The organism is Pseudomonas sp. WAC2 (assembly GCF_030403525.1).
GTDB lineage: Bacteria > Pseudomonadota > Gammaproteobacteria > Pseudomonadales > Pseudomonadaceae > Chryseomonas > Chryseomonas luteola.
In genome coordinates this window covers 234,736-246,550 of sequence record NZ_JAUEPD010000005.1, presented here as the reverse complement: position 1 = coordinate 246,550, position 11,815 = coordinate 234,736, and the positions used below count along the sequence as shown (strand labels likewise).

Below are 11,815 nucleotides of genomic sequence, written 5' to 3'. Positions count from 1 at the left end.
TCGGCACGGTAAGGTGTCACTCCGGGCAGCTGGCCGCCAGAGTAGGTTGCTGCGCTACCTGAAGTTTTCGCAGGAGATCCCGCTTCTTGGAGTGATGCGCCTGCATGCGTGCCAGCAGATCATGCAGAGTATGGACGGCCTTCAGAATGTGCGGGCCCTTGTTCAGCATCACGCATTCGGCCCGTACGCCCATGGCGGCATCCGTAATCTCGGCCCGCGACGGCGCGCCTTTCTTGGCCAGGGTTTCCAGTACCTGGGTCGCCCAGATCACGGGCACATGGGCCGCTTCGCACAGGCAAAGTATTTCTTCCTGAAGCTCAGCCAGTCGTTCGAAGCCGCTTTCTACCGCCAGATCGCCCCGCGCGATCATGACGCCGAAACGCGGAAGATTCATGCCTGCAAAGAGCAGCGCCGGCAGGTTCTCGAAGCCTCGACGTGTCTCGATCTTGAGCACGACGCCCAGCTCATGGGCGTTCAGTCGATCAATGTGATGGAGCAGGGTCCTGACGTCATCTGCCGTGTTAACGAAAGAGAATTCGACCACGTCGGCATGCTCGGCTGCGAACGCCAGGGCTTCGATGTCATGGGGCGTGAGCGCATCGAGACGCAGATGGCTGTCCGGAAAGTTGATGCCTTTGTCGCTCTTGAGCTTGGCACCCCCAGGCGCGTGGGTGATACGGATACGCAGCGTCTCGCTCTGCACCGAATCAATGACTCCGCCAATCTTGCCATCGTCGAACCAGACTGGCTCGCCAGCCCGTACATCCTCGAAGATTTCCGGCAGCGTGCAGCCGATGGACGCTGGGGTCAGGACTTCTCCGAAGCTGTCGTAGGTTGCCGGATGTCCGGTATGTTGATCCTTGGTCAGAATCAGCACATCGCCCTCCACCAGCTTGATGGCCTGCTCTTGAGCCGGGAAGGGCGCAATGCGTGTCTCGCGTTTCCGGCCTTTCCTATCCTTGATCAAGAGGGCTGTGTTCGGCGTCAGGTAGGCGGTCTTGTAGAGTTCGCCCCAGCACCCTTCGCGCGTAATATCAACGATCTCGATCTGCCGCTTCGAGCCGCGGGCATCGTGAAGGATTACCTGTGTATGTGGCTGGAGATTCGATAACCAGTCCGCTGCCACCGGCAGGCTGGCATCTGCCGGGGTCGGTGGAGCTTGGGGATTTTCTCTGGCAGTCAGCCAGAGGCGGGCTGGCTTGGCTGCTCGACCGAAATCATCTCGGGTCGGCTTGACGCGTATCACGGCCGGCCCGGCGTTGATTTGCCCGGTGCGCAGCTTGGGACCCGCAAGGTCCATCATGACGCGGCAAGGCTTGCCAAGGGCCTTTTCCGCTCGGCGTGCATGTTCAATCATCTGTTGCCAGGTCTTGGCGTCGTCATGAGCACAGTTGATGCGCATGCTGTCCATGCCGGCCGCCAGCAGATCATGCACAAGCGAGTAGTCCTGTGCGGCCTCGCTGGGCATGGTCACCATGATTCGGACTCCACGCCCGACAGGCGTTGCGCCAAACAGAGCCTCGGTGTGCTCATGCAGCAGTTGCTCGCCCCGGTCCATGCCCAGCGGCTCATAAGGAGGGCGCGCGTTCTTGCTGCCGGAGAGCTTTTGCAGGATTTCGATAAGGGTAGTGATTGCAGCCAGGATGTAGGCTTCCGAGCGCCCCAGCGACGACAGTCCCAGCCGTGCCAGGCGTGCCTGTAGCGGCCGGATGTCATGACGGCGTAGCGCCAGATAGTTAAGCAGGTTATGTGCGCTCTCGGTATAGCTCTGGTGCACATGCTCCGCCAGGATGGGTGCGTCACAGGCCGCCGTGATCATCTCGTCACGCAGAGCGATCAGTTCGGACAGGGCCGCTTCGATATCGGCCGGGATCAGTGCGCCTGGGGGAAGTGTCCTGGTGTTCAAGTGATAACCTCAACAGTCAAAGTCCGGATGACAACAGGCGTCATTACGTCGCGTCGGCCGAGCTAAGCACAGGTATGTGACGTTGGTATGTAGGGGGCCCTTATGGGGACAGGCGAAGGTTTAGAAAGAACCAGACTGAGGGTGTTCTGCAGAATAGCGGACGCTTTGTTTCATGAGATTACAGTAATGGCATATCTGCTCAGAAAGCTATCTATGTAGGCAAAGGCTTACAAGAAGTGACTGTGATTGACGCTAGGGAAGAAGGCGGCGGTGGCGTAATCTTCTTACCCATGGAATGCAGCGCAGGACGCGCTCATGAGCCTCAAGGATGAAAGACCCGCTAGGATGGCACTCGATAAGGATATCGAGCGGTCAACAAAAACCCCGCCTAGGCGGGGTTTTTTCGTTGGGCCGGAAAAAGGATCTCCTCGAAATCCTCTCCGGCAAGCCCTCACTCACGTATGGGAGTGAGGGGCTGGTGTTTCGCTCTGGGCAGTATTGGTAGGCGGCAGGTTGTCGGGCGGAATGGCCAGCGCGCGTAGCGCACCTGACATGATCTGGCTGAACACCGGTGCCGAAACCAGACCGCCGTAGTAGCCGATCTTGGTCGGGGAGTCCATCATCACGGCCAGTACTAGCTTGGGATCGCTGGCGGGCGCCATGCCTACGAACATCGAACGATAGGCATGCTCCTTGTAGCCGCCGCCCCCGGAGCGACGGGCAGTACCACTTTTCCCTGCCACCTGATAGCCCGGCACCCGGGCGCGCACGACACCGCTGGGATCTTCCACTACCTCCTTGAGCATCATGCGAATCCGATGCGCCACCTGTGGGTCCATCGCAGGCACCAGTTGTTGTGGGTTATCGCGCAGCAGCGAGAGTGGGGCCAGCTTTCCGTCATTGGCAAAGACCGTATAGGCCTGGGCCAGCTCGGCGGTATTGACGGCCAGACTATAGCCATAGGACATGCTGGCTGTGGCGATTCTGGACCATTTCACATGGTTGGGCAGATAACCTGCGTTTTCACCCGGGAAACCCAGAGACAGGGGCGAGCCAAAGCCGACCCGGGCCAGCTGTTCAAGGATAGGTTTGGGACCGACTTCCAAGGCAACCTTGCTCATGCCGATGTTCGACGAGTTGATCAGCACGCCGGTCATGGTCAGGATGTCTCGACGTGCTACGTCGCGAATCGTGTGGCCGTCAATGACAAACCAGCCCGGCGCCACACTCACCTGGGTATTTTCGTTGAATTTTCCCGTGGCCAGCGCCGCTGACATGCTGAACGGCTTGATAACCGAGCCGGGTTCGAACACATCGGTTAGCGCGCGGTTACGCATGAAAGTCGGGTTGATGGATGCCCGGTTGTTCGGGTTATAAGACGGAAAGTTCGCCATGGCCAGGATCTGACCATTTTTGGGGTTGACCAGTACGGCCGAGCCGGACAGGGCACCAAACTTGGTTACTGCCTCCTGCAGGGCGCGATAGGCCTCGAACTGCAGACGCAAGTCGATGGACAGGGCAATGTCCTGGCTGGGCTTGGGCTGTTTGTCGACCTTGATGTTCTTGACGATGGAGCCGCGCGGGTTGATCAGCACCTCGCGAACGCCTGCTTTCCCGCTGAGCCACTCGTTGTAGCCCAGCTCCACGCCTTCCTGGCCTTCACCATCCAGGTTCACCAGACCAATCAATTGGGCTGTCAGGTCGGAGGTGGGGTAATAGCGCTTGTACTCCTTGAGCTGGTGCACGCCCTTGATATCGAGCGCCATGATGTCCTCGCCTTCGATGGGGGACAGGCCACGGGCCAGGTAAAGGAAATGCTTTTCCGAGCGGGCCTTGATATAGGACATGAGCTCGTCTGCGGGACGATGCAGTGCCGCTGCCAGCGCAGGCACCCGGTCCATGCTCTCCTTCATTTCCGAAGGGTTGCACCAGATCGTCGACACTTCGGTTGAGACGGCCAGGGGAGAACCATTGCGGTCGGTAATCAGGCCGCGGGTAACGGGGATGGGGATATGACGAACGCTGCGCCGTTCGCCCTGATCGATCAGGAATTCACTGTCATGAACTCGGAGATAGACCAGCCTGGACGCGACGGCCAGAGTAAGCAGGAACAAAAAAAATAACACCGCATGAAAACGGTAGCGGTTTGAAAATCCATTCATGGTCTTGGCAACTTGACGTGTTCAATGCCTGGGCAGGCCATCGTCAGGCCTGCTGGCCCGATGAGGCGAGAAAGCGCGGATAGTACCGTAAAGGTGCCAGTAGTTGGCGATGGGTTTCGCATCAGCGTAGGCATCTTTCAATCTCGAAGGCGCGACACGACCAATGGTCATTCCGCCAAACAACCGGTCTTGAGCAGCTCCCGCCGGCAGGATCGCTAGCGTCTGGGGGTAATGCCGTGTTTGTGCAGCTTCCGGTAAAGCGTGTTTCGGCTTATGCCAAGGCGTTCGGCCGTGCGTGTCATCTGCCAATGTTCCTGCTCCAGTATCTGGAGCAGGGCGGTCTTTTCGGCATCTTCCAGAGGCGCATCCAGCGTCAGGGCGGGCAGGCTCGCTGGGCTGGAAATCTCCTGCGGCAGATCACCCCTGCGAATCACCCCATCCTCGCACAAGGCCACCAGGGTTCGCAGGACATTGCGCAACTGACGAACATTGCCTGGCCATTGGTACCCAAGCAGGGCCTGGCGAGCCTCGGCGTCCAGGTGCAGGCTCTGGCCCTGCGCCTCTTCAAGCAGCAAGTGATTGAGCAGCGCGGCCTTGTCGAGCCGCTCACGTACCGGCGGCAGGCTCACCACCAGACCATTGAGCCGGTAGTACAAATCCTCTCGAAAGCTGCCGTCGCCTACCCGTATCCTGAGATCGCGGTGGGTGGCGCTAATGATGCGGATGTCAATCGCCTGCGGTTGTCCGCCCAGCGGAACGACCTGCCGTTCCTCCAGGACGCGCAGCAGGCGGGTCTGCAACATCAGGGGCATATCGCCGATTTCATCGAGAAACAGGGTGCCGCCGTGGGCTTCGAGTAGCTTGCCACGCATGCCTTCCTTGCGCGCACCGGTAAACGTGCCACCGGCGTAGCCGAACAGCTCGCTTTCGATAAGTGATTCCGGGATCGCCGCGCAGTTAAGAGCAATAAAAGGCTTGCTGGCGCGCGAACCGGCCAGATGCAGGGCTTTGGCGAAGGCCTCCTTGCCGGTCCCCGTCTCACCGGTGAGCAGCACCGGAACATCGCGCTCCATGACCTTGCGGGCGCGCTCGAACTCCCGCGCAAGGGCAGGATCTTCCAGGCACAGCGCTGGACGCGGCGGGGTACGGACAGGTACGGACTGAACAAGCTTGTGCGGCGCTCGCAGCTGTCCATAGAAGCGTGTTCCCTCAGTGCTGTACAGCGGCCAGCAATGTGTAGGATGCGGTTGTGCACGATCAAGTAACGAAGCAAGGGGAAGCTCGACGAGCGCCTCCACGGGTTGCCCCAGAAGGGCCGGTCGCGTCGTGCTCAGGAGGTTCAACGCGCTTTCGTTGATGGCGCTGATTCGGCCAGACTCATCAAACGCCAGCAAGCCTTCACTCAGCAGCCCGACGTAATCCGGCTGGGTATGGAAGCGCAGCAGATAGCTGTCCTCGCATTGACGCAGGAAATAGCAGCTTTCGATGAGCTTGGCCGACAGGTTGACCAGCGCCATGGTGTGAAACTGGCTCTGCCGGGAAACGGTGCGCCGCGCCGAGGACACATCCAGTACGGCCAAAAGGTCTCCGGCAGGGTCGAATACCGGGCTGGCGGAGCATGTCAGGATGGTGTGGCGATTGCGGAAGTGCTCATCCTGATGAATCGTCAGTGCATGCCGTTCGACCGCGCAGGTGCCGATGCCATTGGTGCCCTCGCAGGATTCGCTCCAGTCTGCTCCCAACCATAGGCCTGCTCGCTGAAAGGTATCTCGTTCGGCCTCGTGGGTGATGCAATCGAGAATAAGGCCGCTGGCATCGGTAAGCAGGACGGCATGACCGGCACCCGCGAGCTGCTGATGCAGGCGATTCATCTCGCCATGGGCGATTTCTAGCACCCGTTGCGAGCGCTCGCGCTGTTCAAGGATACGAGGGTGCTCGAGTACGCTGGGCGAGGTGGCAGTGGACGGATCCAGGCGGTGCTGTTCGAGACAGCGACGCCACGAACGGGCAATGGCTGGATCGGTGTCGGCCTGGCCCAGACCATGACCAACGGCAAGCACCTGACGCGTGTGACGACTCATGGGTGTGGCAGTCATTCTTATTGTGCTCCGCAAGGTGAATTCCGGGCCCTTGATTCACAGGAACCCTCCGATTCAGCGAAGTGCGTAATAGCGCCTATGCTTGATCAGGCGCAGGTTAAATGCAATGCAGATCATCGACTGTGTCAGAAGTGGTACAGCCTGTCACGCCTGCTGTCCTGGCGCTGACACACGATGTGATACCTGCCGGTTCGTGCCGGACAGCCGAAGCCGCCTGCGGCGCACATTTGCCACAGTTGGCCCAGGCCTTGCTATTTCTCAGGTATTACCGGTCCTCATAACAAACACAACATCGGGAGAACCACCATGCGTTACGCAGCCCCAGGCAGCCAAGGTGCTCTGATCACCCTGCAATCCCGTTACGGCAATTACATCGGCGGCGAATTCGTACCGCCGGTCAAGGGCCAATATTTCACCAATACCTCGCCGGTCAATGGCTCTGTCATTGGCGAGTTTCCCCGTTCCTCTGCTGAAGATATCGAAAAAGCGTTGGATGCTGCCCATGCGGCGGCAGATGCCTGGGGCAAGACGTCAGTACAGGCGCGCTCGTTGACCCTACTCAAGATTGCCGACCGCATCGAGCAGAATCTGGAAAAACTGGCCATTGCCGAAACCTGGGACAACGGCAAGGCCGTGCGTGAAACCCTTAATGCCGACGTGCCGCTGGCTGCCGATCATTTCCGCTACTTTGCAGGTTGTATCCGGGCTCAGGAGGGGACGGCGGCCGAAATCGACCAGCATACGGCGGCGTATCACTTCCATGAGCCGCTCGGCGTGGTAGGGCAGATCATTCCCTGGAACTTCCCGCTTCTGATGGCTGCCTGGAAGCTGGCACCTGCGCTGGCTGCAGGTAACTGTGTGGTGCTCAAACCGGCCGAGCAGACGCCGCTCTCCATTACGCTCTTCGTTGAGATGATTGGCGACCTGCTGCCACCCGGTGTGATCAATATCGTGCAGGGCTACGGCAAGGAGGCGGGGGAAGCCCTGGCGACCAGCACACGCATCGCCAAGATTGCCTTTACCGGCTCGACGCCGGTGGGCTCGCACATCCTCAAGTGCGCAGCGGCCAATATCATTCCAAGTACGGTCGAGTTGGGGGGCAAGTCACCCAACATCTATTTCGACGACATCATGGGTGCGGAGCAAAGCTTTATTGAAAAGGCGGCCGAAGGGCTGGTGCTTGGCTTCTTCAACCAGGGAGAGGTGTGTACCTGCCCATCCCGCGCCCTGGTGCAGGAATCTATCTATGAGCCGTTCATGGCGGAAGTCATGAAAAAGGTTGCGCAGATCAAGCGTGGTGATCCGTTGGACACCGACACCATGGTCGGCGCCCAGGCCTCTCAGCAGCAGTTCGAAAAGATAGTCTCGTACCTGGAAATCGCACGTGGCGAAGGGGCCGAATTTTTGACTGGCGGCGCTGTGGAAACCCTGCAGGGCGACCTGGCCAATGGGTATTACATCCAGCCGACCCTGCTCAAGGGCCACAACAAGATGCGGGTATTCCAGGAAGAGATCTTCGGGCCGGTCATCGGCGTGACCACGTTCAAGGACGAGGCCGAAGCGCTTGCCATTGCCAACGATACCGAGTTTGGCCTGGGCGCGGGGGTCTGGACGCGGGATATCAATCGCGCGTATCGCATGGGTCGCGGCATCAAGGCCGGGCGTGTATGGACCAACTGCTATCACCTCTATCCTGCCCATGCGGCATTCGGTGGCTACAAGAAGTCCGGCATCGGTCGCGAGACCCACAAGATGATGCTGGATCATTATCAGCAGACCAAGAACCTGCTGATCAGCTACGACACGAATCCGCTGGGCTTCTTCTAGGCCCGTCATGGGGGCCGGTGAATCCTCATCGGCCCCTGGGACTGCGGCGTATCTACTCCTGTGAAGGCTCAATCTGAGCCTTCCTTGAGCCAGGTCATCATTTCTGTGCCTTGTTTGCTCCAGGCTTGCAGTATGGAGCGCCGGAACGATTGACCTGTATTTGCCAGCACTACTCCATACGTCATGTATCCATGAGGGATCACGTCATGCCTAAAACAATGAAAGCTGCCGTCGTTCGTGAGTTTGGTAAACCGCTGGAAATCGAGGAGGTGGATGTCCCTACACCAGGCGCAGGACAGGTCCTGGTGAAGATCGAAGCCTCCGGGGTGTGCCATACCGACCTGCATGCCGCCGAAGGCGATTGGCCGGTCAAACCCAATCCGCCCTTCATCCCGGGACATGAAGGGGTTGGGTATGTGGTAGGGGTGGGCGCTGGCGTCACCCATGTGAAGGAGGGGGATCGGGTCGGTATCCCATGGTTGTACTCTGCCTGTGGTCATTGCGAACACTGCCTCGGGGGTTGGGAAACACTGTGCGAGGATCAGAAGAACACGGGCTACTCGGTCAATGGCGGCTTTGCCGAATATGCCCTGGCTGATGCTGGCTACGTGGGACGGCTGCCGGATAATGTGGGCTTTGTGGAGATTGCGCCGGTGTTGTGTGCCGGGGTGACCGTTTACAAGGGACTCAAGATGACCGAAACCAAGCCCGGGCAGTGGGTAGTGATCTCCGGAATTGGTGGCCTTGGGCACATGGCTGTTCAGTATGCCAAGGCCATGGGCATGAACGCGGCTGCAGTCGATGTGGACGATAAGAAGCTGGAACTGGCGCGCCGGCTGGGGGCCGAGGTTACGGTCAACTGCCGTGAGCTGGACCCGGCGGGCTATCTGAAAAAGGAGATCGGCGGCGCCCACGGCGCCCTGGTCACGGCTGTCTCGCCCAAGGCGTTCGAGCAGGCTATCGGCATGACCCGTCGTGGTGGCACCATTGCCCTGAACGGGCTTCCGCCGGGAGAATTCCCATTATCGATCTTCGACATGGTCCTCAACGGCACGACCGTTCGCGGCTCCATCGTCGGGACGCGGCTGGATCTGCAGGAAGCCCTGGAGTTTGCCGGTGAGGGCAAGGTCAAGGCGACGGTTGCAGCCGAACCCCTCGAAAACATCAACGACATCTTTTCCCGGATGCACGAAGGCAAGATCGAAGGACGTATCGTGATCGATATGAGCCTGTCCTAGATGCCCTGCGGTACATCTTGCCTCGATGCAGCAGGATGTACCGTTCCTACTCTCCCGTCTGTCTAAAGATACTGACGCTGGTATCTTCTGCCTTAAATGCAAAGCCTCAGTGCTGTATAAGCACGCCCTTGCATGCAAGTTCTTCCTGGAAGGTTAGCTGACGTAGGGTTGCGCTTGTGAAACAATCCCGCGCCGCCGCTACCTTTTGGGAACTGTAGACATGAATGTTCAAATGCGTAACAACGTTCACGTCACCGGTAATGGACCAGCTACCATGGTGTTTTCCCATGGTTTTGGCTGTGATCAAAACATGTGGCGCTTTCTTGCTCCGGTGTTTGCCAAGCAATATCGGACGGTGTTGTACGACCTTGTTGGAAGTGGCTCATCAGACCTCTCCGCCTATGACCGGGTAAAGTACAACTCTTTGAAGGGCTATGCCGAAGACGTAATCGAACTCATCGACCAATTTGCCGAAGGGCCTGTGATTTTTGTTGGCCATTCAGTCAGCTCAATGATTGGTATGCTGGCCGATATTGCTGCGCCAGGCCGTTTTGCTGCCCATATCATGATTGGCCCATCACCCTGTTACATCAATGATGGTGATTATTTCGGCGGATTTACCCGCAGTGACATTGAGTCATTGTTGGAAACCCTGGAAAGCAACTACCTGGGATGGTCAAGCACCATGGCCCCCGTCATCATGGGTGCCCCAGGCCAGCCGGAACTGAGCGACGAATTAACTAATAGTTTCTGCCGTACCGATCCAGAGATTGCCAAACAGTTTGCCCGTGTTACGTTTACCTCGGATAACCGGGCTGACCTTGTAAAACTTAAGACCGACACGCTGATTCTTCAGTGCAGCGATGATCTGATCGCACCGATTCAGGTGGGTGAATATATGCATCGGACGCTACCGAACAGCGTACTGCAGATCATTGATAACGTAGGGCATTGCCCTCACCTGAGTGAACCGGATGCGAGTATCGACGCTATGAATGCTTTCCTCGGCACGCGTTGCCGTGACGCCAGTGGCGCCTGACAATATCGGCTTGCCGGATGCTGAGGCGCTCTTTGAAGAAGCTGCCTGTGGGCTTTTGGTTACCAGTCGGGACGGGATCATTCGCCGCGTCAACAAGACTTTTTGCCGGTGGATGGGCTATTGCGCCTCCGAATTAGTTGGTCTGCGCCGGATACAGGACCTGCTGACCATGGGGGGACGTATTTTTCACCAGACCCATTGGGCGCCTTTGCTGCAAATTCAGGGCTCTGTGGCTGAGGTCAAACTTGATCTGGTTCATCAGGCAGGACATACGATCCCGATCATTCTCAATGCCGTACGCCGTGAGTATGCCACTGGTGTTTTTCATGAGCTGGCCATTTTCGTGGCTGAAGATCGGCATAAATACGAGCGTGAGCATATCCTGGCGCGGCGGCGAGCCGAAGAATTACTGATCAAGCAGCTTGAGGCGCAGCAGGCTCTTGAAGTGGCTCAGGCAAAACTTCGGCTGGCGCTCGAGTCCGGTCAATTGCTGGTCTGGGATGTTAATCCCGAAACCACTGAACGCCGTTATGAAGAGGGAGTTGCCAGCCTGCTGGGGTTCGAGACGCCCCAGACCATCACCGAAGAGCAGTATGCCTCATTCATCGAGCCTGAAGACCGTGAGCGGGAGCAGCTGGCCTTCTCACAGGCGCTAAACGTCTATGGTGAAACCTATCGCTGTGTGTATCGGCTTAATGGTGTGGATGGGGTCCAGCGGACGGTGAGCTCTTCGGGGCGAGGGTTATTCAAGGAGGATGGCTCCCTGCATCAGTTTGTAGGCATCCTGCAGGATATTACCGAGCTGAGCCAGCAGCGGGCAGAGGCGGAAGATCGCGCGTTATTTGCCGAGCAGATGGTAGGTATTGTCAGTCATGACCTGCGTAACCCGCTATCAGCTATCAGGATGGGAATTCATCTGTTAGAGCGAGGCGAAGTCACGCCTGCCCAAACTCAGGTGTTGGGGCATCTCACGCACTCTACGGACCGTGCGCAGCGGCTGATTGCCGACCTGCTGGACTTTACTGTGGCGCGGGTGGGAGAAGGCATCACATTGTCCCTCGAACCTATCCAACTGCATAAACTGGTATCGGCCAACGTTACCGAGCTGACCCTCGCATTTCCCGGACGAGCTCTGGAACATGGAGCATTTGGGGAAGGCATGTGTATGGGGGATGCTGATCGCATTGCTCAGGTCATTGGGAACTTGGTCTCCAATGCCATGGCCTATGGCGCTCCAGACCGTACGGTGACTGTAGCATCCGGTATTGAGGACGATACCTTCTGGGTCTCGGTTCATAACCATGGCGTACCTATTCCAGACGATGTATTGCCTAGATTGTTTGAGCCCATGACCCGCGGTGGCAGTGGTAACAGTAAGGCACGCAGCGTAGGGCTCGGCTTGTTCATCGTGCGTGAAATTGTAAGAGCCCATGAGGGTGATATTCGTGTTCGCTCGTCGGCTGGGGAAGGCACAACCTTTATCGCGACCTTTCCGCGGAGAACCATGGAGCATGCCTAGCCTGACCGAAGCCTGCCGTTAGAAC

General features: G+C 58.2%; 7 protein-coding genes. 4 read left to right on the top strand and 3 right to left on the bottom strand.

From position 1 onward, the window contains the following. Positions 1–16: 16 nt before the first annotated feature. The 3 genes from QWJ10_RS12900 to QWJ10_RS12890 all read right to left on the bottom strand — a co-directional run bounded on the left by QWJ10_RS12900 (position 17) and on the right by QWJ10_RS12890 (position 6,164). Positions 17–1,906: a pyruvate kinase gene (locus QWJ10_RS12900; RefSeq protein ID WP_289926894.1), complete on the bottom strand. Its 1,890-nt coding sequence runs from the start codon at positions 1,904–1,906 to the stop codon at positions 17–19. Between the two features lie 455 nt (positions 1,907–2,361). Continuing rightward, complete coding sequence (locus QWJ10_RS12895) at positions 2,362–4,068, bottom strand: penicillin-binding protein 2 (protein WP_019366014.1); 1,707 nt, start codon at positions 4,066–4,068, stop codon at positions 2,362–2,364. A 215-nt stretch (positions 4,069–4,283) separates the two neighbouring features. Continuing rightward, positions 4,284–6,164, bottom strand: a complete 1,881-nt coding sequence (locus QWJ10_RS12890; protein ID WP_289926888.1) for a sigma-54-dependent Fis family transcriptional regulator — start codon at positions 6,162–6,164, stop codon at positions 4,284–4,286. Between the two features lie 309 nt (positions 6,165–6,473). Between QWJ10_RS12890 and QWJ10_RS12885 the strand changes: the two genes are divergently transcribed. The 4 genes from QWJ10_RS12885 (at position 6,474) to QWJ10_RS12870 (ending at position 11,790) form a co-directional block, all read left to right on the top strand. Next, positions 6,474–7,994 carry an aldehyde dehydrogenase family protein gene (locus QWJ10_RS12885; protein WP_019366011.1) on the top strand — a complete coding sequence of 507 codons (1,521 nt, stop codon included), beginning with the start codon at positions 6,474–6,476 and terminating at the stop codon, positions 7,992–7,994. A 206-nt stretch (positions 7,995–8,200) separates the two neighbouring features. Next, on the top strand, positions 8,201–9,232 hold the full coding sequence (gene adhP, locus QWJ10_RS12880; RefSeq protein WP_289926880.1) for an alcohol dehydrogenase AdhP: 1,032 nt from the start codon (positions 8,201–8,203) through the stop codon (positions 9,230–9,232). Positions 9,233–9,452: 220 nt separating this feature from the next. Next, positions 9,453–10,271, top strand: a complete 819-nt coding sequence (locus QWJ10_RS12875) for an alpha/beta hydrolase (protein WP_289926879.1) — start codon at positions 9,453–9,455, stop codon at positions 10,269–10,271. Further along, positions 10,228–11,790, top strand: coding sequence for a sensor histidine kinase (locus QWJ10_RS12870; RefSeq protein WP_289926878.1), 1,563 nt, complete (start codon positions 10,228–10,230; stop codon positions 11,788–11,790). The genes QWJ10_RS12875 and QWJ10_RS12870 overlap by 44 nt, the downstream gene beginning before the upstream one ends. The last annotated feature ends 25 nt before the right edge of the window (positions 11,791–11,815 follow it).

Excerpts from the sequence above, each read along its gene's own strand:
- QWJ10_RS12870 (WP_289926878.1), top strand. The coding sequence starts at position 10,228 with ATGCTTTCCTCGGCACGCGTTGCCGTGACGCCAGTGGCGCCTGACAAT.
- QWJ10_RS12885 (WP_019366011.1), top strand. The coding sequence starts at position 6,474 with ATGCGTTACGCAGCCCCAGGCAGCCAAGGTGCTCTGATCACCCTGCAA.
- adhP (WP_289926880.1), top strand. The coding sequence starts at position 8,201 with ATGCCTAAAACAATGAAAGCTGCCGTCGTTCGTGAGTTTGGTAAACCG.
- QWJ10_RS12875 (WP_289926879.1), top strand. The coding sequence starts at position 9,453 with ATGAATGTTCAAATGCGTAACAACGTTCACGTCACCGGTAATGGACCA.
- QWJ10_RS12895 (WP_019366014.1), bottom strand. The coding sequence starts at position 4,068 with ATGAATGGATTTTCAAACCGCTACCGTTTTCATGCGGTGTTATTTTTT.
- QWJ10_RS12890 (WP_289926888.1), bottom strand. The coding sequence starts at position 6,164 with ATGACTGCCACACCCATGAGTCGTCACACGCGTCAGGTGCTTGCCGTT.